Origin of the sequence: Streptomyces sp. NPDC048825 (genome assembly GCF_043198355.1) — a bacterium.
Classification (GTDB): domain Bacteria; phylum Actinomycetota; class Actinomycetes; order Streptomycetales; family Streptomycetaceae; genus Streptomyces; species Streptomyces xiangluensis.
In genome coordinates, this window is sequence record NZ_JBICUR010000008.1 from 240,523 (window position 1) to 264,074 (window position 23,552).

Sequence of the window (23,552 nt, forward strand, 5' to 3'; positions counted from 1 at the left end):
CAATGCCCGCTGAAGCCCGCGCACCGCACTTCGTGCAGTCCTTCGAGCGGGGCCTCGCGGTCATCCGCGCCTTCGACGCCGACCATCCGGAACTGACACTGAGCGACGTGGCACGCTCCTGCGAACTGACCCGTGCCGCCGCCCGCCGCTTCCTGCTCACCCTCGTCGACCTGGGATACGTACACACGGACGGGCGGCTGTTCCGGCTCACCCCGCGCGTCCTGGAACTCGGCTACTCGTACCTGTCCAGTTTCACCCTGCCCGAGATCGCCGAGCCCCATCTGGAGCAACTCGTCGCGCAGATACGGGAGTCGTCGTCCCTGTGCGTCCTCGACGGCGACGACATCGTGTACGTGGCGCGCGTACCCACGCGTCGCATCATGACCGCGACGATCACCGTCGGCACCCGCTTCCCGGCACACGTCACGTCGGTGGGCCGGGTGATCCTCGCGCATCTGCCGGACGAGGAGATCGACGCCCGGCTGGCCCGCGCCGATCTGCGCCCCCTGACCTCCCGCACGATCGCCTCGGCGGGAGCCCTGAGCGCCGAACTGCGCCGGATACGCCGTCAGGGGTACGCGATCGTGGACCAGGAACTGGAGGAGGGGCTGCGCTCGGTCGCCGTCCCGGTGCGTGACCGGGACGGCGAGGTGGTGGCGGCAGTCAACGTTCCCGTGCACGCCGCCCGCAACTCGGTCGAGTCCGTACGCCGTGATCTGCTGCCCCCTCTGCTGGCCACGGTCGCCCGGATCGAGGCCGACCTGCGGGTCACCGGTCTCACAGGTCCAGCACGAGGCGCTTCCCGCGACACCGGGACACACAGATGAGCATGGTCTCCCCGGCTTCCCGCTCCTCGTCGGTGAGGACGGAGTCACGGTGGTCGGGGGTGCCCTCGAGGACGTCGGTCTCGCACGTGCCGCAGGTGCCTTCGGTGCAGGAGTAGAGCACCTCGACGCCGGCGGCTCGTACGGTGTCGAGCACGGAGACGTCCGCGGGAACGGTCAGGGTGTGGCCGGACCGCTCGAGCACGACCTCGAACTCGGTGTTCTCGCCCGTCTCCTGGGCCTTCGGCTCGAAGCGCTCGACATGCAGCGCCCCCTTGGGCCACACCGCGCACCGCTCCTCGACCGCGTCCAGCAGCGGGCCGGGTCCACAGCAGTAGACGAGCGTGTCCCCGTCCGGGTCGGCGAGAGCCGTGTCGAGGTCCAGCAGCCCCGTCTCGTCCTGCGGAGCGATCCGTACCTTGTCGCCGTACCGCGCCAACTCCTCGGTGAACGCCATGGAGTTGCGGGTGCGCCCGCCGTACAGCAGCGTCCACTCGGCCCCCGCTGCCTCGGCCGCGGCCAGCATCGGCAGGATCGGGGTGATGCCGATGCCGCCCGCGATGAAGCGGTAGCGGGGGGCGGCCGCCAGGGCGAAATGGTTGCGCGGGCCGCGCACACGGACCTTGTCGCCCGCCTCCAACTGCCCGTGCACATAGGCGGATCCGCCGCGCCCGTCGGGCTCCTGGAGTACCGCGATCCGCCACACGTGCCGGTCGGCCGGGTCGCCGCACAGCGAGTACTGCCGCTCCAGGTCCGGGCCGAGCAGCACATCGATGTGCGCTCCCGGCTCCCAGGCGGGGAGCTCCTCGCCCAGCGGGTGACGGAGGTCGAGGGCGAGTACGCCGTCGGCCGCCAAGTCCCGGCGGTCGACGACGAGTTCGGCTTCGTACGCGTTCATGAGCCGTTTCCTTGCGAGGCGTTGCCTTGGGAGGCCTTGCCCTGAGGGGCGTGGCCTTCGGGGTGGCCGAGCATCCACTCCCACATCGCGATCGGGTCCTGGGCGGTCTGCTCGGCGCCGCAGTGGCAGGTGCCGTGCAGGGTGTCGGTGCCCGGGAGCCAGTCGATGCGGTAGATCTCGCCGGTGGGACTGCTCACTGAACCTTCTCCATGGGCTTGTCGCCCTCCTCGACCAGACGGGCGAGGATACGGCGGGCGGCCAGACCGCCGGTGTCGATGTTGATGCTCAGCTCCTGGTAGCCGTGGCGCTCGGTACCGAGGGTCTTCTGCAGCAGGTTGAGCGCGGTCACGTCCTGCATGACGACCGTACGGTTGTTGCCCGCCAGGAACTCGGTGACCTCGTCGTTGTCGATCGCCCAGTCGCGCGAGACCGCCCAGAAGTCGTACACCTTGCCGTCGCCGGACGGCGTGATGCAGTACGTGATCTCGGTGTGGAAGCCGCCCGGGTCACTGCCGTCCGCCTCGGGCAGCACGCCGACCGGGGCGACCCGGCTGTGCAGAAGGTAGAGACACGGCGCGTGGTACTCGATGTCCTGCCAGCGGTTGATCCGGCCGGTGATGCCGGTCGACTTGGCGTAGAACGGCGGGCATTCGGCGTCGTCCATGTGCCGGCTCACCCGCACGATGCCCGCACCCTCGTCGACCTCGGTGGTGATCGGCGTCTCGGCGACCTCAGGGGTGCCGATGTATCCGCCGTGCAGATAGGTCTCGTGGGAGAGGTCGAGGAGGTTGTCGACGAGGAGCCCGTAGTCGGCGTCGATCGGCTCCATGCCGCGGACGGTGGTCCAGCCGGGGGAGTCGAGGTGCTTCGCCCGAGGGATGACCTGCGGGTCGGCGAGGGCCGGATCGCCGATCCACACCCAGATCAGCGAGTCCTGCTCGACGACGGGGTACGAGGCGACGCGCGCGGTGCGCGGCACCCGCTTCTGCCCGGGCACGTACACACAGGTGCCGGTGGTGTCGTACGTGAAGCCGTGGTAGCCGCACACGATCTTGTCGCCGTCGAGCCGGGTCGGGGCCTCGGACAACGGGTAGCGGCGGTGCACACACCGGTCGTGCAGGACGACGGGCGTCCCGTCCTCCTCCGTGCGGTAGAAGACGAGCGGTTCACCGAGGATCGTCCGGCCGAGCAACTCGCGCCCGACCTCCTGGGAGTAGGCGGCGACGTACCACTGGTTCCTGGCAAAAGCGGTCATATGAGGCATGGGCGGTCCCGTCCCTGTCGGCGGGGCACCGTCGCCCCGCGTGCCGTGGTTGGACTCAGGGTCCTGAGGGCTGTGGTTGCCGCGCAAGGCGGCTTCTGCCAGGCGGAAGCGTCTCTACGAAAAGGCTGCTCAGGGCCTTGTCATGAGTCTTGCTTACGCCAGGTCGACCACGGCGGCTGTAGACCGAGGCGCCCCGCCAACTCCCGGAACGCGGCCCCCGGCAACGGCCTATCAGCCTCCCCGACGTTCGGTACCGACGGCGGCGTGGCGTACATGATCTACGAGGCGGGGGAGCGCCTCGCCGGTTCCATCGCGATGGCCCGCGCCTGACGCGGGCACTGTGCCGGGGGGAAGGCGCTCGACCCCAAGCCGTACACCGTGTACACGATCACCCGCTTCGACCGGCCGTTCACGGCGCACGGCACCTGGGACGGCAGCGCCGTCACGGCGGGCTCGAAGACCGGACGCGACGGCGCCTACCTCCGCTTCGACACGTCCAAGGACCGCACCGTCGAGGCGACCACCGCCCTCTCCTACGTCGACGCGCGCGGCGCCGCGGTCAACCTCCGCGCCGAAGGCGGCCGTTCGTTCGACGCCGTCCGTAGCGCAGCCAACCGGGCGTGGGAGTCCCGGCTCGACAACGTCCGCGTCCAGGGCGGCAGCGACAGCCTGCGCCGCACTTTCTACTCGTCCCTGTACCGGTCGTTCCTCGCACCCAACATCGGCAGCGACGCCGACGGCCGCTACACCGGCTGGGACCAGAGGATCCACCGCGCGAAGGGCTTCACCTACTACCAGAACTGGTCCCTGTGGGACACCTACCGCACCCAGTCGCAGCTCCTCACGCTGCTTGCGCCGCGCGAGGCCCGCGACATGGCGATCTCCGTGATCAAGATCGACGAGGAGAGCGGCTGGCTGCCCAAGTGGGGCTACGGCACGGTCGAGACGAACATCATGACCGGGGATCCGGTCACACCGTTCCTGACCAACGCCTATCAGCAGGGGCTGCTCCAGGGGTACGAGGAGCAGGCATACCGCGCCCTGAAGAAGAACGCCGACGAGGTGCCGCCCGCCGACTCGCCGGCGGTGGGCCGGGAGGCCAACAAGGAGTACCTCGCAAACGGCTTCGCGCCGTACATCAAGGGCCGCCCGCATGTGAAGCCGGGCGACTCGGACTACGACCACGGGGCTTCGGCGACCCTGGAATACGCCCTGTCCGACGCGATGCTCGCCCAGATGGCGCGGGATCTCGGACACCGTGCGGACGCGGAGCGGTACGCCGCCCGATCCCAGAGCTACCGGAACATCTTCGACGCCTCGACCGGCTTCTTCCGGGCCCGTGACGCCTCCGGGGCCTTCGCGGGACCGGCTGACCCGGCGCAGAGCGAGGGCTTCCACGAGGGCACGGCCTGGCAGTACCAGTGGCTCGTGCCGCAGGACCTGCCAGGCATGATCGACCTGATCGGCGGCACACAGACCGCGAACGACCGCCTGGACTCCTTCTTCGCCTACGAGCAGCTGCTGAAGGACCCGGCGAAGACGGCCCGCGAGGTGTGGGTCAACGGACCGTACGACTACTACAACGCCGACAAGTACAACCCGCAGAACGAGCCCGACCTCATCGCCCCGTACACCTACCTGTCGACGGGCCAGCCGTGGAAGACGACCGACGTGGTGCACGCCGCGCTGACCCTCTTCACGGACACGCCGACCGGCATGACCGGCAACGACGACCTGGGGACGATGTCCGCCTGGAACGTGCTGTCGTCGATCGGGATCTTCCCGGTGCAGCCCGGCTACGACACGTGGGGCCTGTCCACGCCCGTCTTCGAGCGGGTCGATCTCACGCTCGACCGCCGCCTACTACCCGCGCGGCGGCCTGACGGTGACGGCACCCGGCACCTCGGAGGACGACCGCTACATCCAGTCGGCTCGCACGGACGGGACCGCCTACGACCAGACCTACCTGACGACCGACGCGCTGCGCTCCCTCCGCTCCCTCGCCTTCACTGTGGGCCCGCGGCCTTCGGAGTGGGGTGCGACCGCACAGGCGGCGCCACCTGCACTGAAGTGACACCGGACGCCTCTTGAAGTCCCGCCCCTTGCGGAGGGGCGGGACTTCAAGAGGCCGGGCCCCGCCTTGGCCGGCCACGCTGCAGGCCTGATCCAGCAGGTCGGAGTCGAGTCCCGATTGCGGGACAGAGCCTTTGCACTGACGCACCCGCCGCGGCTGGTGGGGATCCCTCCCACCAGCATTCCGTTCATGGCGGTGGGCGTCGTCAGCACGACGCCCACCGCTCGGTACTGGGACTCAGCTGCACTTACGTCCGGTGTTGATGCACTGGACCGCCTTGTTCATCAGCTTCGCGTCGAAGACGTTGATGAAGTCACCGTGGTCGGTGACCGGCTTGTGCTGCTGTTCGGGGAAGCTGTCCAACGAGAAGAACGGACGGGTCTTGCCGTTGTCCTTCACGCTGGGCGCGTCCACGTCGTACACCAGACGCTGCACCAACTGGGGAATGGCCTTGAAGCCGGTCGGGCAGTTGCCGCCCGCGTCAGCGAAGGCCACGTGCGTACGGTGGTTGGCGCTGTCGATGTTCCTGCCGTCCCAGCAGCTCTGGAACTTGAAGGTGCGCACCACGTCGCTGCCTGACGGGCAGAGGGGGTACTTGTCCTTCAACTGAACCTTGTTCTCGAAACCGGTGCAGCTCCAGGAGGCGTTGGCGTTGGCCGTGCCGTTGACGAACGCCTTGGCGTCACCGGTGATGATGCGCAGGAACTTGGGCATCGCCACCACCTTGCCGCGGGGGCTGCCCACGAAGTCCAAGGTGGCCTTCTTGGCCGTCAGAATCCGGCCTGTGTTGCCTTCGGCGCCGCCGCCCTGCTTGTCGGCGTCGAACTCCTTTGTGTCGTCCTGCAGGCGCAGCACCGGCCAGTAGTAGGACGACTTGTCGCCCTTGTTCTGGCAGCTGGTTCCGGCCTTGGCGAAGTCCTGGTCGCTCGAGAAGGCGTCGTTGTCCTGGTTGCCGACGTAGTCGTGCACGTGGTGTGCGCCGTTGGTGACACCGGGCGCGACGATGACGTTGTCACTGTTGTACAGCTTGTTGGCGTTCACTCCACACTTGCTGACGAAGACACCCTTTGAAGCCTTCGCCGACTTGGCCGGCGTGCGCACATTGGACTTCACCTTGGTGATGTCCACGAAGTCGGCGGCGACGGGGCCGTTGCCGGTCCCTCCGGCGTTGGTGTTGTTGCCACCTTGGTTGTTGTTGCCGCCCTGACCGGGGGTGGGCTGGTTGGCGGGGGCGCGCAGCGTGCAGGCCGCCAAAGCATCAAGGCCCTGCGGCTTGGCTGCCACACGGCCGATGGCGATGGCGATCCGGTCGATCGTCGCCTTCCGCTTGTCCTTCAGCGGACCCACGATCGCGTTCTGGGCGAAGTTGGGGTCCTGCTGAATCGCCTTCTGGGAGGTGGAAAGGCGCTGGTATGCCTCGGATATCTGCTTGTCGAGGAGTGCCAGTTCCTTGTCGACCTGGGCCTTCGCCTTGGCGGGCACTGATGTCAACTGCTGGCCGACGTCGGGGCAGTCAAGGGTGGAGGTGCCGGCCGCGAGCGCCTGGTTCTGGGCAGAGCCCTTCGACGCGCTGGTTTCGCCGGCCGAGGCGTAGAGGTTGACCGCCACCAGTCCGCCGGCCCCTACGGCCAGTGCGGCCGCCGCGCCTACCGCCCGGCGGGCAGTCTTCGATCTTCTTCGCGTGTTGCGTCTCATCGGGCCTCTCAAGGACATCTCCGGAGCCGGCAGGACTTCCGGCATGGGTGGAGCGCGTCCTCAGATACGAATGTGCGCGCCGAATGCTCAGTGAATTCTCAAGTTCGTAGGTTCCTCCATCCGCAAACAGTGCATGAGTGCCCAATAGGGCCAATGATTGTCGTGACCACTTCACTGGCTGCTTCGCCGCGCCCGTGGCCGGAAGTTCGGGGTGGTCTCGGGGTCGTTGAGGACGGGTAAGCAGGTCGCCCAACGTCGCCGGGGTGCCGTGATGGTGAGCCGGATGTTCATGTCGGGGCGGCCTGGCGGTGGGTCATGGCGTCAGGAGGGCCTTGATGGCGCGGCGCTCGTCCATCGCCTGGTAGCCCTCGGCGACCTGCTCCAGGGGCAGGGTGAGGTCGAAGACCTTGCCGGGGTTGATGCGGCCGTCGAGGACCCGCTGGATGAGGTCGGGCAGGTAGTTGCGTACCGGGGCCGGGCCGCCGCGCAGGCCGACGTGGGAGAAGAACAGTTCCTGGCCGTCGATCGCCACGTCGTGGGGGACGCCGACGAAGCCGACGTTGCCGCCGGGCCGGGTGGAGCGCAGGGCCTGCTGCATGGCCTCGGGGGTGCCGACGCACTCCAGTGCGGAGTCGGCGCCGACACCGTTCGTCAGCTCCTTCATGCGGGCGATGCCTTCTTCGCCGCGCTCGGAGATGATGTCGGTGGCGCCGAATTCGAGGGCCAGCTTCTGCCGGGGCTCGTGCCGGCTCATCGCGATGATGCGGTCGGCCCCGAGTTCCTTGGCGGCGATGATGCCGCACAGGCCGACCGCGCCGTCTCCGACGACGACGGCGGTGGAGCCGGGCTTGACCTCCGCGGCGACGGCGGCGTACCAGCCCGTGCCCATCACGTCGGACACGGCGAGCAGGCTGGGCACGAACTCGTCGGCGGGCAGATCGGGGGTGGCGACGAGTGTGCCGTGCGCGTTGGGGATACGGACGTAGTCGGCCTGACAGGTGCTCATGAACTCGCGGCGAACGCAGTTGGACTGGTAGCCCGCCTGGCAGTTCGGGCAGGTGTTGTCCGAGGTGGCGAAGGAGCCGACCACGAACTGTCCAGGCTTGACGGACGTGACCTCGCTGCCGACCTCCTCGACGACGCCGACGTACTCATGTCCCATCGGGTGGGGTTCGTCGACGGGCTCGATGCCGCGGTAGGGCCACAGGTCCGAGCCGCACACGCAGGTGACGGCGGTACGGATGATCGTGTCGGTCGGGTTGATGATCTCTGGCGCGGGGACGTCCTCGACACGGATGTCGCCAGGGGCGTGAATGATGGTTGCGCGCATGATGCCTTCTCGGTGGGTTTCCAGGGGGCGGCTGCCGGAGGTTCTCCGTGAGCCGCGGTGGACAGGGGGTCAGAGTTGGGTGCGGCTGCTGACACGCGGGCCGTTGTATTCGGCGTCGGTGACGTGCTCGAGCCATGAGACGTCGTCGGTCTCCCACAGTGCGAGGTGGACCATGAAGCGGTCCGGGCCGGCGCCGTGCCAGTGCTCCTCGCCCGGGGGCGTGTGGACGACGTCACCCGGCTGGGCCTCCAGGACCTCGCCGCCTCGGGACTGGATCAGCGCGATGCCCTCCACGATGTAGAGGATTTGTCCGAGGCCGTGCGAGTGCCATGCGGTGCGGGCACCGGGCGCGAAGCGGACGATGTTCGCCCGGATACGTGACGGGTCCTCGCCGCGGCAGATGACGTCGGCCCAGGCATCGCCGGTGAACCAGTCGGCCGGCAGTTTCATGGTCGGAGGCTGCTTCAGCAGTTCCATCGTGTTTCTTTCTACGTGGAGAGTGTCGACGCGTCAGTGCGGCGGCAGCTGTGCGGATTCAGGCCGCCACGTGTACGGCTCGGGATCTGCGGCGTGGTGCGAGGTGGTCGATCCTGGCGAACGAGTGGTACTGAGCTGTCCGGTCCACGCTGCGCAGGGCCCAGGCGTTCTTCGAGCGAGGATGAACGCGACGTCCGCTCTCACGTCTTTTCTCGCCTCCTCCGCGCAGCACTCGGAATTTCGATGACATCATTTCGATGCGGTCCGGAAAAGAAACCATTTTCCGGTGGTCGGAGCTGGTCTCCGGTCGTACCAGTGACCTTGCCATCATCGCGCGTGCCCGCAAAGGGGAGAGTTTCATCCTGGGAGCACATCATCCAGGGAGAAAACCCTCCCCCCTTCCCGCCGCGTCAACGGCGCCATCCGCAGTAGGCTGCTCTCGTCCGTGAGCTGTCGCCAGCTGACCACCACTTCAGCAAGTCATCGACTCGGCTGACAGTCAACGAGGCGGTGTGAATTACCGGGGCGGAAAGCTATCCTGGGATAAATTCATCCCCCTCACAATGTGAAGATTTCATGTGACACTTACTTGCATGGACAGCAGCGTAAATTTGAGGGAGCTGGGTGAATTTCTCAAAGCCCGGCGAGCGGAGTTGAGTCCGCGCACGGTCGGGTTGCCGGAGACCGGGGCGCCACGGAGAGTGCCCGGCCTGCGGCGGGACGAGGTCGCCCGGCTGGCCGGGCTCAGCAGTCTTCACTACACCCGCCTGGAGCAGGGGCGCGCAGGGCCGTCGGCGGCCGTACTCGCGAGGCTCGTCCGCGTCCTGCACCTCAACGACGAACAACGGGATCGCCTGTTCGAGCTGGCCGGCAAGGTGGAGGTCAAGGTCTGTCGGCGGCCGGTGCAGAAGGTTCAGCCTCAGGTGCAACGGTTCCTGGACGACATCCCGTTCACCCCGGCGCTGGTGCTGGGGCGGTACATGGACATCCTCGCCTGGAACCCGTTGGCCGCCGCCCTGTTCACCGACTTCTCCCAAGTGCCTGGGAAGGAGCGGAATTTCATCCGGCTCCTCTTCACTGAGCCCGCCGTGAGGACGCTGTACCCGGAGTGGGAGCGTGTTGCCTATGCCTGCGTCACGCAGTTGCGGATGGAGGGTGCCAAGTGCTCTGGAGACGCGCAGTTGGCCGAACTGGTGGGTGAACTGTCCGTGGCTGACGCCCACTTCCGGCGATGGTGGAGTGCCGAGCACGCCACGGCGCTGAGCGTGGGAACAAAGACCCTACGGCATCCGCTCGTCGGGGAGATCACCGTCGACTGGGACAGCTTCACCTGCACCACCGACGCCGAGCAGCAACTGGTGATCTGTACCGCCGAACCCGGTACGGCATCGCACGACAGCCTGCGTTTGCTCTCGGCCTGGACGGCTCAGCCGGCCGCACGTGCATCCGACGCTCCCTGACATGTCTCACCGTTTCTGTCAGACCGGGATTCGACAACCCGGCGCATGCGTCAGCAGCCGCGAACTTCATGAATCCTGCATCTTTCCCGTCCGCTGATCGCGACCTCCTGCTGTCGTGCTTGCGTTCAGCGGTTTTCATCTGTCGGGAAACGGAGCCGAAATACCCCCTGGGAGAAGAACATCCAGGGAGAAAACTCTCCCTCCCACAAGTGATGCCGGCGATGCAAGACTGCCCGGCGTGACCAACCGCGGGCCTCGCAGCACGTGCGAATTTCTCAGCGCCCGGTGGTGATGACGTCACGGGATTCGCCCTGTTCCTGCCGATGCGCAGGTCAGGAGTCCCCGCCCGCCGAGTCCGAAAGCGTATGTATGTCCTCCACTGAGTTCACCGATCCAGACGTTCCGCCCCCCACCGACTCCACCGAGTCCCCGACAGCGCCGACCCGACGCACTTTCATCGCCACGACCACTGCCGTCGGTGGTGCCGTGGTCGCGGGTGGCCTCATCGCCGGCTCGCCTCTGATCGAGGAGGATGCGGAAGCCGCCCAGGCCGCCCCCTCCAGCCGCGTCTCGCTGACGGTGAACGGCTCTCGGCGCACCGTCACGGTCGACAACCGCACCTCGCTCCTCGACCTGCTTCGGGAGCACTTCGGTCTCACCGGCTCCAAGAAGGGCTGCAACGCCGGCGCCTGCGGCGCGTGCACCGTGCTGGTCGACGGCCGGCGCGTCAACTCCTGTCTGACCCTGGCGGCCCGGTTGGAGGGTACTGAGGTCACCACGATCGAGGGCCTGGCCGACGGCGAGGAACTGCACCCGCTGCAGCAGGCGTTCATCGAGCAGGATGCCTTCCAGTGCGGCTATTGCACGCCCGGCCAGATCGTCTCGGGTGTGGGCTGCATCAAGGAGGGCCACACCGGTTCTCCGGAGGAGATCCGGGAGTGGATGAGCGGCAACATCTGCCGCTGCGGCTGTTACGTGAAGATCGTGCGCGCGGTCGAGCAGACCGCGGGCCGGAAGTGAGGATCGGCCGCCATGTATCCCTTCTCCTACAGGAACGTCTCCGACACCCGTGAGGCCGTCGATGCGGGCCGACGCGGTGGCCGCTACATCGCCGGGGGCACCACCCTGGTCGACCTGATGCGCGAGACCGTCGAGCGCCCAGAGACGCTGGTGGACATCAGCGCCCTGCCGCTGCGCGAGGTCAGCGTCACCGAGCGCGGGGGCTTGCGCATCGGCGCACTGGTGAGCATGGCCGAGGCCGCCGCCCATCCCAAGGTGCGCGGCCTGTATCCCGTCATCTCCGAGGCGCTGGAGCTGAGCGCTTCGGCCCAGCTGCGGAACATGGCGACCATCGGCGGCAACATCATGCAGCGCACCCGGTGCACGTACTTCCGTGACGTGACCGCCGACTGCAACAAGCGCGAACCCGGCTCGGGTTGCGCCGCGCTGGAGGGCTTCAACCGTACGCACGCGATCCTCGGTACGTCGGACGCCTGTGTGGCCACCCACCCTTCCGATGTCGCCGTGGTGTTCGCGGCGTTGGAGGCGTGGGTGCATCTGCTGGGCCCGGACGGCGAGCGCCGGCTCCCCTTCGCCGACTTCCTGCTGCGACCGGGGAGCACCCCTCAGCGTGAACAGGCCTTGAGGCAGGGCGAGTTGATTACGGCCGTGGAGATCCCGGCTCTTCCGCGTCCGCTGAAGTCGGGCTATCTGAAGGTGCGCGACCGGCAGTCGTACGAGTTCGCGCTGACGTCGGCGGCGGTCGCGCTGCACGTGCGGGGCGGAGTGATCCGGGAGGCGAAGGTGGCCGCCGGCGGTGTGGGCACCGTGTCCTGGAAGCTGCCCGCGGTCGAGCGGCATCTCGTGGATGAGCGGCCTTCGGAGTCGTTGTGGGCGGCGGCTGCCGAGCGGGCAGCCGAAGGAGCCCTCCCACTGCAGCACAACCGCTTCAAGGTCGAGTTGCTCAAGCGGACCGTCGAACGCCAGCTGCGCATCGTAGGAGGTACGAAGTGAGCCCCCAGCCACAGGCAGCCGTGGGTGCGCCGCTGTCGCGGGTGGACGGCCGGCTGAAGGTCACCGGTAAGGCGTTGTACGCCGCCGAGCACGACGTGGACGGGACTGTGCACGCCGTGATCGTCGACGCGAGCATCGGGCGCGGCCGTATCACCTCCATCGACACGGGCGCCGCCGAGAAGCACCCGGGTGTGCTGCGGGTGATCAGTCACCGCAACGCCCCGAAGCTGCCGTACCGCGACAACCCCGGGTCCAACAATCCTCCGGGAGGCCGGCGGCTGCGGGTCTTCCAGGACGACCGGGTCCTCTTCCACGGCCAACCCGTTGCGGTCGTGGTGGCCACCACCCTGGAGGCCGCGCAGCACGGCGCGAGCCTGGTCAAGGTCGAGTACGACGCCCAGCAGTCCTCGACCGACCTCGCCGAGGCCGAGCCGGGCGAGCCGACGAACTATGCGCGTGGTGACGCGGAAGCGGGTCTGCGCTCCGCACCCGTGCGTCTGGACCTGACATACCGGTTGGCGCGCAATCATCACAACCCGATGGAGCCGCACGCCACCATCGCCCGCTGGGACGGCAACAAGCTGACCGTGTGGGACAAGACGCAGTGGGTGATGGGCACGCACGACGAGCTCGCCGCCGTGTTCGACCTGCCCGCGGATGCGGTGCGGGTCATCAACCCGTTCGTCGGCGGCGGTTTCGGCAGCGGACTGCGCTGCTGGCCGCACACCACCGTCGCGGCCCTGGCCGCGCGGGAGACGGGCCGCCCGGTCAAGCTGGTGCTCAGCCGTCGGCAGATGTACTTCGGCGCCGGCTACCGGCCGTTGTACGAGTACCGTCTGCGCCTCGGCAGCGACCGGCGCGGCCGGCTGGGTGCGGCTATCCACGGCATCGATGCCGAGACCTCCTCGTACGAGACGTTCACCGAGGCCATCATGGGCGCGGGGCAGATGACCTACAGCATGCCCAACGTCAGCCAGGCGTACCGGACGGTGCCGCTGGATGTGAACACCCCGATCTGGATGCGCGGCCCCGGCTTCGCCTCGGCGTCGTTCGCGATCGAGTCGGCCATGGACGAGCTCGCGCACGAACTCGGCGTCGACCCGATCGAGCTGCGCCGGCGCAACGAACCGGACGAGGACGAGTCGAACAACCTGCCGTTCTCCACCCGTCGGCTGCGCGAGTGCTACACCGTCGGCGCACGTGAGTTCGGCTGGCACCGTCGCTCGTCCCGGCCGCGTTCGCGGCGCGAGGGCGACTGGCTGATCGGCCTGGGCATGGCCGCCGGCGTGTACGACCCCGGGCGTTTTCCCGCGGAGGCCCGGGCCCGCCTCGATGCCGACGGCACCGCTGTGGTCGAGTCGGCGACCAGTGACATGGGGCCGGGCACGTACACCTCGCAGACCCAGGTGGCCGCGGACGCGCTCGGGCTGACCATGCGCACGGTGACCTTCCGGCTCGGCGACTCGCTGTATCCGCAGACCGGCCCGCACGGCGGCTCGGCGACCATGGCGAGCGTCGGCACCGCCGTCGTCGACGCCTGCGACCAGGTGCGGCAGCAGGCGGTCAAGCTGGCCGTGGAGGACCGCGAGTCACCGCTGTACGGGGTGGACGCCGGCGATGTGGTGGTGCGCGGCGGCCGGCTGCACGTGCAGGGCAACCCGGCGCGCGGTGAGACCTACCGGAGCCTGCTGGCCCGCAACGACCGCTCCCACCTGGAAGCACGTGGCTCCTACGCCGGGCCGCCGACTCCCGCGCGGCGCTCCTACCACGCCTACGGCGCGGCCTTCGCCGAGGTGGCCGTGGATGCGACCCTCGGGCTGGTGCGGGTGCGGCGGATGCTCGGCGTGTACGACGCCGGGCGCATCATCAGTCCCAAGCTGGCGGACAGCCAGGCGATCGGCGGCATCGTGGGGGGTATCGGCGCGGCCCTGCTGGAGCACACGGTCACCGACCACCGCGACGGCCGGATCGTGAACGCCAACCTCGCCGACTACCTCGTCCCGGTCAACGCCGACGTCCCCGAGGTCAGGGCGATCTACCTGGACGGCGAGGACAACGACGGCAACGCGCTCGGCGTCAAGGGGCTCGGCGAGGTCGTCCAGGTGGGTGTGGCGGCCGCGATCGCCAACGCGGTCTTCAACGCCATCGGCCGACGGGTCCGTGAACTGCCCATCACCGCCGAGGCGTTGCTCTGACACCAGCACACCGCCGGCCTGTCCGGCAGCCGGTCGCCCGTCCGGCTGCCGGACCTACCAGGGTCGCCGCCGCCCCTGCACTCCCCTACGGCGCGGCGGCGACCCGCCCCACGCCCCCACGGCGAACGACGGAGAAAGACTCATGCTGAACATCGCGGACACACTGCACCGCTGGTGCCGCGAGGAACGCCCCTTCGCCCTCGCCACCGTCGTCGACGTCACCGGCAGCGCACCCCTGCCTGTCGGTACGTCGGTCGCGGTGGACGAGGACGGCAACGCGGTCGGCAGCATCTCCGGCGGCTGCGTCGAGGGCGCGGTGTACGAGCTGTGCCGGCAGGTGCTGCGCGACCGCGGCGCCCCTCAGCGCGCCTGGTTCGGGTACGCCGACGACGACGCCTTCGCCGTCGGCCTGACCTGTGGCGGCGAACTCGACGTCCTCGTCCGGCGCGTCGATCCCGCCACGGACCCCCATCTCGCCACCGTCCTGGACGACATCGTCCAGGGCAGGCCCACCGCCGTGGCGCAGGTGGTCGACGGCCCTCACGACCTGGTGGGCCGCATGCTCTGCCTCCTTGCCGACGGCACCGCCTCCTACGGAACCCTGGACGGAGGACCGACGGACCGCGCGGTGACCGCGCAGGCAGGCGCCCTGCTCCGGTCGGGACGTACCGCCCGCGTCGAGCTGGGCGCAGACGCCGACACCTGCCCGGACCGGCTGTCCGTCCTCGTCCACGTGGCCGCGTCACGCCCCCGCATGCTGATCTTCGGCGCCGTCGACTTCGCCGCCGCGCTCAGCCGGGCCGGGGCCTTCCTGGGCTACCGGATCACCGTGTGCGACGCCCGTCCCGTCTTCGCCACCGTTGCTCGCTTCCCGGACGCGGACGAGGTCGTCGTCGACTGGCCCCACCGCTACCTGGAGCACACGGCCGTGGACGCCCGCACCGCCGTATGCGTCCTCACCCACGACGCCAAGTTCGACATTCCCCTGCTGCGGTTGGCCCTCGATCTGCCCGTCGGTTACGTCGGGGCCATGGGATCGCGGCGCACCCACGATCAGCGTCTTCGCCTCCTGCGCGACGCGGGCATGTCCGACGAGCACATCGCCCGCTTGCACTCCCCGATCGGCCTCGACCTCGGAGCTCACACGTCTGAGGAGACGGCCGTCTCCATCGTGGCGGAGATCATTGCCTCCGCCAACCTCGGCAGCGGCCTGCCCCTTTCCCGTGGAACAGGCCCGATCCACCGTCCGACGCCCGCCCCGCCCAGCCCAGCCAATGGCCGGCCCGAACGCGAAGAGTCCGCAGCACGCACCGGTGTGGGACACGGCACGGGCCCTCGGGCGATCAACGACTCGCCCCAGGCAGGCGACGCGACCCGTGCGGTGGTCGAGGCGACGGTCGCCGAGCTTGGCCACGTACCGGCCACGGCAGCCGGAGCGCTCGCTGGGGACCGGACGGACGGAGCCGCAGACGGCGTCCCCGAAACCCGGACCCGCGCCCTCGCGGAGCCGTGACCGCCGTACCACCCGCCTGACCTGCGGACCTTCCCCTCCGCAAGTGCGCAAGGGGAAGGTCCGTGGTTTCAAGACTCCGCCCCGGCCACGGGGCCCCACCCCTGCGAGGATGGCTGACATGACTGGCAGCGCAGCCCGTGAGCTGGGCGACTTCCTGAAAACCCGGCGTGCCGAGCTGACCCCCCGATCCGTGGGCCTGCCCGACTCGGGAGCGCCGCGTCGAGTACCCGGCCTGCGCCGGGAGGAAGTGGCCTTGCTGGCCGCGATCAGTACGGACTACTACACCCGGCTGGAACAGGGACGCATCGACGTGTCGGAGCCTGTGCTGGCGGCCATCGCCCGGGTACTGAAGCTCGATGGCGACCAGCGGGAGTACGTCTTCGAGCTGGCGGGCAAGGAGACCGGCCGCCTGCGCCGACCCGAGGTTCAGGTCGTCAACCCGCAGCTGCAGCGACTGCTCGACGACCTCGCCTCCATCCCGGCCATGGTCCTCGGGCGTCAGATGGACGTCCTGGCGTGGAACGAGATGGGTGCCGCCCTGGTCGGGGACTTCGGACGGATCCCGGAGAAGGACCGCAACTACGCGAAGATGATCTTCTCCGACCGTATGAGGGGGCTCTACGCCGACTGGGAGGCCGCGGCCCTGCTCGCTGTTGCCCAACTGCGTATGGAGGTGGCTCGCGACCCCGACTCCCCGACGCTCGTCGCACTGGTCGAAGAGTTGTCGGAGCGGGACGCGGACTTCCGGCGGTGGTGGGCCGAGCACCACGTGGCAGCCCGACGGATCGGTGCCAAAACGCTGAACCACCCGGTCGTCGGCGAACTCACCGTCGAATGGGACACCCTCACCTGCAGCACCGACCCCGATCAGCATCTGACCATCTGGACCGCCGCACCCGGCACGCCCACGCGCGACCGGCTGCGCCTCCTCGCGGCCTGGGTGGCTGACGGGCACTCGCTCGCCCCCGGCGCGGCGAGCTGACGACGGCGTCGCGTACGTACGGGCGACGACCGGCCCCCGGCGGCGCTACTGCGGAGCCATGACGCCACCCGCGAAGTCGCCCGCACGTGAACGTGCCGAGCCGAGGCGAGGTTCTTCGACGTCATTGCAAGTGAGGATGCGGGAGCCCAGAGGGCGGCACCGACGCAGCCGCCTCATGGCGATCATGAGCCCAGAACGTCACTGGGCGACATAGCCGCCGTCGACGGGAACGGCAGCGCCGACGACGAAGCTCGCTCCCGCATTGCAGAGCCAGAGCACAGCCGCGGCGATCTCGTCCGCACGGCCGAGCCTGCCGATCGGCTGGGCCGCCGCGGCCTCGGACCGGTCGAGTTCACCCTTCGCTTCCATGGCGGCGACCATGGGCGTGTCGATCGTGCCGGGGCAGACTTAGCCCTTATCGGCCCAGCACTCCACGCCGCGAGGGCCGGGGGTTCGCCCTACGCGTGAGCGCGTCAGCCGGCTCGGGGTGCGCTCGACCGCGCCCGTGACGGCGCCACGACCATGGATCTCACCGACCGGAGAACTGGCACTGGTCGCCTGGCCCCAGCCCCAGACCGAGCGTCCAAGGTCGGTCACGCGAAACGCGGCCGCGCGGAGACCATCACGGCGGCGCACTGCTTTCCCGTACCACCAGTTCCGTAGCCACTTCCACCCGTGTCGTCTCCGGCTGGTCCCCGGCGAGCAGCCGCAGCACCATCCGGGCCGCGAGCGCGGTCATGTCGGCCAGCGGGGTGCGGACCGTCGTCAGCCGGGGGGTCACCCAGTCCGCGAACGGCAGGTCGTCGAAGCCGACGACGCTCACGTCGGCCGGGATACGCAGGCCGAGTTCCGCGGCGGCCCGGTACGTGCCCAGGGCCTGATGGTCGCTGCCCGCGAAGATCGCCGTCGGGCGGTCGGGCAACGCCAGGAGTTCCAGGGCGTGTTGGTGTGCGAGACCATGGGTGAAGTCGCCGTAGCGCACCAGCGCCGGGTCGAAGGGGAGTCCGGCCTCCGCCAGCGCCGAGCGGTAGCCGTCGACGCGGGCCCGTGAGGTGAGCCGGCGTTCCGGGCCGCTGATGATCGCGATCCGGTGGTGGCCCAGTTCGATGAGGTGACGGGTGGCGGCGAGGCCGCCGGGCCAGTTGGTCGCGCCCACCCACGGCGTCCCGGGCGCGGGCTCGTCGATCGGCGCCACCAGCGCGTACGGGATGCCGAGCCGGCCCAGCTCCTCGTGCTGCACCGGCGTCAGTTCGGGAACGACGAGGATCGCGCCGCGCGTGGAGCGGGTGGCCAGCGAGTCCAGCCACTGCCGGGCGCGTCGGGTCCGGCCGTGCGTGGCCGAGACCACCAGCCCCATGTTCGCCTCGTGCAGCACGTCCTCCGCGCCCCGGATCAGCTCCACGGCCCAGGGGCTGTCCAGTTCGTTGATGACGAAGTCGATCAGTCCCCCGGGCGGGGCCGCGGTGGCCGCCGGACGGTGTTTCGCCAGATAGCCGTGCTGCTCGAGCAGGCGTTGCACCTTCGCCCGAGTCTCGGCCGATACATCCGATCTATCATGCAGGACCTTGGAGACGGTGGACACGGAGACGCCTGCCTGCTCGGCGATTTCGGCCAGGGTGCGCCGCCTTCCCGAGCCTGATCCTGCCCGAACCGTTGACGTCATCGGATGTATCTCCTACGTTTCCGTCGCGATCACAAGTTGCGAAAACTGTCGCAACCATGGTGCTGGGCGGGAGCCGCTCCGAATATCCCACCTCACGGAGGCAGTTCATGAGAACCGTGCTCAGACAGCTGTCCCTGCTCGCCGCCGTCGCGGTGCTGCTCGTGCTGCCGTCGCCGATGGCTGTCGCGGAGGCGGCCGGACGCGCGTACCACGTCGCTCCCGCGGGCGCCGACACCGGAAGCGGTACCGCGGCGCAGCCGCTGCGTACCATCGGTGCCTGCCTCTCCCGCGTCCGCCCCGGCGACACCTGCCTCGTCCACCGCGGTACCTACAGGGAACAGGTCACACCTCCATCAGGCACCAAGGACGCTCCGATCACCATCGCCGCGTACGGCGACGGCCCGGTGACCGTCGACGGGACCGAGCCCGTCACCGGTTGGCAGGACGCCGGCGGCGGACTGGTCGCCGCCGACACCGACCTGCCGCCCGAACCCGACTTCAACGCGGTGTTCCTGGACAACGAACGGGCCGCCGAAGGCCGTTGGCCCAACTCCGGAGCCGACCCGCTGAACATCACCTGGGCCGAGGCGGACGCCACCTCCACCGACCAGCACATCGACGACACCGACCTGCCCGACGCGGACTGGACCGGCGCGACCGTGCACCTGTGGGCGGGATCCAACCCCTGGGCCCAGCAGACCGGCACCGTCACCACCACCGCACCCGGCAAGCTGGACTTCAAGGGCGGCAACTACCGCTGCCCGCCGCTGTGCATGGGCAACCAGAACTACCGCAACTACTACCTCGTGGGCTCGAAGGCCGCCCTGGACCAGCCGGGGGAGTGGTACTACGACGAGTCCGCGCACCGGCTCTACATGGTGCCGCCGAAGGGCGGTATGGCCGGGCACACGGTGACCGCCAAGCACCGGCTCTGGGGCGTCGACCTGAGCGACAGTTCGTACGTCACCGTGCGCGGTCTGAATCTCTTCGGCACGTCCCTGCGAACGGGCGACGACAGTACGGGAGTCACCGTCGACCGCCTGCGCGCCGCGTACATCTCCGAGTTCTCCACGCTCCCCATGCCGCCCGACAGCGATCTCGCGGTGCCGCCCTTCGAAGGCCATATCGTCGCCTCCCGGATCCTGGACTCGGGCGTGCAGCTCCTAGGCACCGGCAACACCCTGAAGAACAGCGAGATCTCGCAGTCGGCGGGAGACGGAGTCCTGGTGCGCGGCACCGGCAACACCGTCACCAACAACTACATTCACGACGTCGGCTGGATGGGCAGCTACACACCCGGTATCGAGGTCAACGGCAACGGCCACACCGTCACCCACAACACGATCCGCCGCACCGGACGGGCCGCCATCGACACCGCCTGGCAGCTCAACGGCACCGAGTACCACGACAACCGCATCGCCTACAACGACATGTCCGAAGCGATGCGCACCTCCCGCGACGGCTCCCCCTTCTACGTCTGCTGCAGCCTCAACGGCTCCGGGAGCTCCATCGACCACAACACCTCGCACGACGCGGACGGCCAGGTCGGCTTCTACGTCGACAACTACTCCGGCAACTTCCTGCTGCACCACAACGTCGCCTGGAACACCGGCGCCCGGGGCACCTTCTTCAACGGCCACACCGGCCCGAGCATCGCCAACCGTGACCACAACTCCAGCTACGGCGTGGGCATCGACGGCAACTCGGTGCGGCTGAGCGGCGCGACGGACGCCTCCGGTACGTACATCAGCAACATCATCGGGCCGATGCCGATCAGCGTCAGCCAGACCGGTGACCCGCTGCCGGTGGTCCGCTCCAACCTGATCAGCGACAAGCCCGGATACACGGACGCCGTCAACGGCGAGCTGTGGCTGAGGCAGGGCTCGCCCGCCATCGACGCGGGTGAGACGGTCGACGGCGTCACGACCGACGTCCGGGGCGCGGCTCCCGACCAGGGCGCGTACGAGTACGGTGAGCCGATCTGGTCGACGGGCTGCAATCTGGCGGGCTGCCAGCAGAGGGTGCGGCACGGCACCTGGGCCGCGATCGCGAGCGACGGCACCGACGCCTCCGCGGTCACCGACGGGGACATCAACACCCGCTGGACGGCCGCCACTTCACAGGCGCCGGGCCAGTACCTGACCGTGGACCTCGGCGAGGCCAAGACCTTCGGCCGCCTCTCGCTCGACGCGGGCCGCGACACCAGCGGTCAGCCGTACGGCTTCTCCGTCTCGGTCAGCCGCGACGGCAAGCACTGGGGCGAGCCGCTCGCCCGGGTCTCCGGCCGCTCGTTCACCCAGGACGCCGTGTTCCCGCGCCAGACCACAGCCCGCTACATCAAGATCACGCTCACCGAGAGCGGACCGGTCCCCTGGGTCGCCAACGACATCCGGCTGTACGGCGACGGTCCCGACGCCACCTCGACGCTGCAGGCCGAACAGGCCACGGCGGTACGAGGGGTGGAGCGCGGCACTGCTGCCACCCGGGTGCTCGGCTCCGGCGACTGGGTGGGCTTCCGCAAGGTGAACACCGACGGCGGACAGCTCACCGTACGCCGCGCGTCCTCCTGCGAGCGGAACTGCTCGCTCGAGCTGCGCCTGGGGGCTCCGGACGGTCCGCTCGCCGCAGTGCTGCCCCTCGGGGGCGCCGGTGACTGGCAGGAACAGTCGGTGCCGTTGAAGCGCAAGGTCACGGGCACGCACGACCTGTACCTCGTGGCGCAGGGCGAACGGAAGGTCGCCGCCCTGGACTGGCTGACGATCAGACCCTGACCCCGCGAACGTGCGGCCGGGCGGCGGGATGCGGGGCCTGCCGCCCGGCCCGGCGTGTTCGTAACGCGTACTGCCATCTGTCACACAAGCGCCACTGAGCCTTCCCTGACATTCGGTGCTCTTGGAACACTCAGCTCACGCAGATCCCACCGTTTCGCACCACCGTCAGGACAAGAGGTCTCCTGCCCATGCCTGAAGTGAATCGGCGTCGTTTCCTCCAACTCGCAGGCGGCACCGCGGCATTCACCGCGCTGTCGGACAGCATCGCCAGGGCCGCGGCCATCCCCGCCGGGTATCAGCGCGGCACCATCGAGGACGTCGAGCACATCGTCGTCCTGATGCAGGAGAACCGGTCCTTCGACCACTACTTCGGCTCCCTCAGAGGCGTCCGCGGCTTCGGCGACCCGCGCCCGGTCACGCTGGAGAGCGGTAAGCCTGTCTGGCACCAGTCGGACGGCACGAAGGAGTTGCTGCCCTTCCACCCGGAGGCCGACGACCTCGGCATGCAGTTCCTGGAAGGCCTGCCGCACAGCTGGCCCGACGGGCAGGCCGCCTACAACGGGGGCAAGTACGACAAGTGGGTTCCCGCGAAGGGCACCACGACCATGGCGTACCTGACCCGCGAGGACATCCCCTTCCACTACGCGCTCGCCGACACCTTCACCGTCTGCGACGCGTTCTACTGCTCGTTCATCGGCTCCACCGACCCGAACCGCTACTACATGTTGACGGGTCACACCGGCAACGACGGCCAGGGCGGCGGACCCGTCATGGGCAACGACGAGCTCGGCTACGACTGGACGACCTACCCGGAGCGCCTCGAGAAGGCCGGGATCTCCTGGAAGATCTACCAGGACATCGGCGACGGCCTGGACGCCGCCGGCTCCTGGGGCTGGATCCAGGACGCCTACCGCGGCAACTACGGCGACAACTCGCTGTTGTACTTCAACAAGTACCGCAACGCCAAGCCCGGCGACCCCTGGTACGACAAGGCCCGCACCGGCACCGACGTCAAGAACGGCGACGGCTACTTCGACGTGCTGAAGGCCGACGTCAAGGCGGGCAAGCTGCCGCAGATATCCTGGATCACCGCCCCCGAGGCCTTCTCCGAGCACTCCAACTGGCCCACGAACTACGGCGCCTGGTACATCGCGCAGGTCCTGGACGCGCTCACCTCCAACCCCGAGGTCTGGTCGAAGACCGCGCTGTTCATCACGTACGACGAGAACGACGGCTTCTTCGACCACGTCGTACCGCCGCTGCCGCCTCGGTCCGCCGCACAGGGCAAGTCCACGGTCGACGTCACCCTGGACCTCTACCCGGGGGCCGCGAACCGCGTCGCCGGCCCGTACGGCCTCGGCCCGCGCGTGCCGACGCTGGTCGTCTCGCCCTGGAGCAAGGGCGGTTACGTCTGCTCCGAGACCCTCGACCACACCTCGATCCTCCAGTTCATGGAGCGCCGCTTCGGGGTGCGTGAGCCGAACATCTCGCCATGGCGGCGCGCGGTCTGCGGCGACCTCACCTCCGCCTTCGACTTCTCCCGCAAGGACAGCAGGCCGGCCGCCCTGCCGGACACCGACGACTACGAACCGGCCGACCGCGAGCGTCACCCCGACTACAAGCCGACGGTCCCCGCCGACCCGAGCATGCCGAAGCAGGAGCGCGGTCTGCGCCCGGCCCGCCCCCTGAAGTACGCGCCGAGGGTGGACGGTTCCGCGGACCCGGCGGCCGGGACCTTCACGCTGACCTTCGCCTCCGGCAAGAAGGCGGGCGCCTCCTTCCACGTCACCTCCGGCAACCGCGCCGACGGCCCGTGGATGTACACCACCGAGGCCGGCAAGAGTGTGTCGGACACCTGGAACTCCGCGTACTCGAACGGCTCGTACGACCTCACGGTGCACGGGCCGAACGGATTCCTGCGCACGTTCAAGGGCTCCGGCAAGGCGGCCGGACCGGAGGTCACCGCGCGGCATGCCGGGGACGACGTGGAGCTGACCTTCACGAACAAGGGCTCCAGCACGGTGACGCTCAAGCTCGGCAACAGCTACGGCGGGCGGCCCAGGACCTTCAAGGTGCGGCCCGGCGCGACCGTGCGGCACACCGTGGATCTGCGGGCGAGCAGGCGCTGGTACGACCTGACCGTCGTCGCCTCCGACACCGACAGCTCGTTCCTGCGGCGTTTCGCCGGACATGTCGAGAACGGGCGGCCGGGGGTGAGCGACCCGGCGCTCGGTGCGCACAGCGGAACGTGATCGGGAAGGACGCCGGCCGTACGTCGGTCAGAGCGGCGTGAGGTGCCCCGGCGCGGGCTGCCGGGGCATCAACCCTGAACTCGCGAGCTGTTGTCGGTCGGCGCCGCGCGCGGCGTTCGACAGCCTCGGATTTGCCGCGCT

At 69.1% G+C, this 23,552-nt stretch carries 15 protein-coding genes and 3 pseudogenes; 10 read left to right on the plus strand and 8 right to left on the minus strand.

All coding sequences use genetic code 11. The features are described 5' to 3' along the window. Nucleotides 1-2: 2 nt before the first annotated feature. The gene (locus ACGFNK_RS21385; RefSeq protein WP_393418057.1) at nt 3-827 is read left to right on the plus strand and encodes an IclR family transcriptional regulator C-terminal domain-containing protein; all 825 of its coding nucleotides are present in this window, start codon (nt 3-5) and stop codon (nt 825-827) included. Here the strand turns inward: ACGFNK_RS21385 and ACGFNK_RS21390 are convergent. Genes ACGFNK_RS21390 through ACGFNK_RS21400 form a run of 3 tightly spaced genes read right to left on the minus strand, consistent with a single transcriptional unit; the run spans nt 778 to nt 2,986 of the window. Then, nucleotides 778-1,722, minus strand: a complete 945-nt coding sequence (locus ACGFNK_RS21390) for a PDR/VanB family oxidoreductase (RefSeq protein WP_393418059.1) — start codon at nt 1,720-1,722, stop codon at nt 778-780. The two genes, ACGFNK_RS21385 and ACGFNK_RS21390, sit on opposite strands and share 50 nt — an antisense overlap. Then, nucleotides 1,719-1,919: a hypothetical protein gene (locus tag ACGFNK_RS21395; protein ID WP_393418061.1), complete on the minus strand. Its 201-nt coding sequence runs from the start codon at nt 1,917-1,919 to the stop codon at nt 1,719-1,721. Before ACGFNK_RS21395 ends, ACGFNK_RS21390 begins: the two co-directional genes overlap by 4 nt. Further along, complete coding sequence (locus tag ACGFNK_RS21400; protein WP_393418063.1) at nt 1,916-2,986, minus strand: Rieske 2Fe-2S domain-containing protein; 1,071 nt, start codon at nt 2,984-2,986, stop codon at nt 1,916-1,918. The genes ACGFNK_RS21395 and ACGFNK_RS21400 overlap by 4 nt, the downstream gene beginning before the upstream one ends. Before the next feature lie 360 nt (nt 2,987-3,346). Between ACGFNK_RS21400 and ACGFNK_RS21405 the strand changes: the two are divergent. Then, nucleotides 3,347-5,060: pseudogene (locus ACGFNK_RS21405) on the plus strand (GH92 family glycosyl hydrolase); the annotation flags it as partial. A gap of 237 nt (nt 5,061-5,297) precedes the next feature. Here the strand turns inward: ACGFNK_RS21405 and ACGFNK_RS21410 are convergent. The 3 genes from ACGFNK_RS21410 to ACGFNK_RS21420 all read right to left on the minus strand — a co-directional run bounded on the left by ACGFNK_RS21410 (nt 5,298) and on the right by ACGFNK_RS21420 (nt 8,562). Continuing rightward, the gene (locus ACGFNK_RS21410; RefSeq protein WP_393418065.1) at nt 5,298-6,755 is read right to left on the minus strand and encodes a DUF1996 domain-containing protein; all 1,458 of its coding nucleotides are present in this window, start codon (nt 6,753-6,755) and stop codon (nt 5,298-5,300) included. 313 nt (nt 6,756-7,068) lie between these two features. Then, nucleotides 7,069-8,085 (minus strand): zinc-dependent alcohol dehydrogenase family protein, encoded by a 1,017-nt coding sequence (locus ACGFNK_RS21415; protein ID WP_393418067.1) that lies wholly within the window; start codon nt 8,083-8,085, stop codon nt 7,069-7,071. A 69-nt stretch (nt 8,086-8,154) separates the two neighbouring features. After that, complete coding sequence (locus tag ACGFNK_RS21420) at nt 8,155-8,562, minus strand: cupin domain-containing protein (protein WP_393418069.1); 408 nt, start codon at nt 8,560-8,562, stop codon at nt 8,155-8,157. Between the two features lie 593 nt (nt 8,563-9,155). On the opposite strand from ACGFNK_RS21420, the gene ACGFNK_RS21425 reads away from it, so the two are divergent. From ACGFNK_RS21425 to ACGFNK_RS21450, 6 genes and pseudogenes are all read left to right on the plus strand, one after another. Then, nucleotides 9,156-10,022 carry a helix-turn-helix domain-containing protein gene (locus ACGFNK_RS21425; protein WP_393418071.1) on the plus strand — a complete coding sequence of 289 codons (867 nt, stop codon included), beginning with the start codon at nt 9,156-9,158 and terminating at the stop codon, nt 10,020-10,022. 369 nt (nt 10,023-10,391) lie between these two features. Beyond that, the gene (locus ACGFNK_RS21430; protein ID WP_393418073.1) at nt 10,392-11,042 is read left to right on the plus strand and encodes a (2Fe-2S)-binding protein; all 651 of its coding nucleotides are present in this window, start codon (nt 10,392-10,394) and stop codon (nt 11,040-11,042) included. A 12-nt stretch (nt 11,043-11,054) separates the two neighbouring features. Continuing rightward, a complete protein-coding gene (locus ACGFNK_RS21435; protein WP_393418074.1) occupies nt 11,055-12,035 on the plus strand; it encodes an FAD binding domain-containing protein in 981 nt (326 codons plus the stop codon). Next, the gene (locus ACGFNK_RS21440; RefSeq protein ID WP_393418076.1) at nt 12,032-14,230 is read left to right on the plus strand and encodes a xanthine dehydrogenase family protein molybdopterin-binding subunit; all 2,199 of its coding nucleotides are present in this window, start codon (nt 12,032-12,034) and stop codon (nt 14,228-14,230) included. The genes ACGFNK_RS21435 and ACGFNK_RS21440 overlap by 4 nt, the downstream gene beginning before the upstream one ends. A 142-nt stretch (nt 14,231-14,372) precedes the next feature. Next, nucleotides 14,373-15,503: pseudogene (locus ACGFNK_RS21445) on the plus strand (XdhC family protein); the annotation flags it as partial. Between the two features lie 358 nt (nt 15,504-15,861). Further along, a complete protein-coding gene (locus ACGFNK_RS21450) occupies nt 15,862-16,725 on the plus strand; it encodes a helix-turn-helix domain-containing protein (protein ID WP_393418078.1) in 864 nt (287 codons plus the stop codon). Between the two features lie 198 nt (nt 16,726-16,923). Here ACGFNK_RS21450 and ACGFNK_RS21455 read toward each other — a convergent pair. Together ACGFNK_RS21455 and ACGFNK_RS21460 are read right to left on the minus strand one after the other, a co-directional pair. After that, nucleotides 16,924-17,133 (minus strand): annotated as a pseudogene (locus tag ACGFNK_RS21455) (SDR family oxidoreductase); the annotation flags it as partial. Nucleotides 17,134-17,347: 214 nt separating this feature from the next. Continuing rightward, nucleotides 17,348-18,388, minus strand: coding sequence for a LacI family DNA-binding transcriptional regulator (locus ACGFNK_RS21460; RefSeq protein WP_393418080.1), 1,041 nt, complete (start codon nt 18,386-18,388; stop codon nt 17,348-17,350). A 107-nt stretch (nt 18,389-18,495) separates the two neighbouring features. On the opposite strand from ACGFNK_RS21460, the gene ACGFNK_RS21465 reads away from it, so the two are divergent. After that, nucleotides 18,496-21,159, plus strand: a complete 2,664-nt coding sequence (locus ACGFNK_RS21465; protein ID WP_393418082.1) for a discoidin domain-containing protein — start codon at nt 18,496-18,498, stop codon at nt 21,157-21,159. Between the two features lie 188 nt (nt 21,160-21,347). Continuing rightward, a complete protein-coding gene (locus ACGFNK_RS21470; RefSeq protein ID WP_393418084.1) occupies nt 21,348-23,411 on the plus strand; it encodes a phosphocholine-specific phospholipase C in 2,064 nt (687 codons plus the stop codon). Nucleotides 23,412-23,552: the final 141 nt, after the last annotated feature.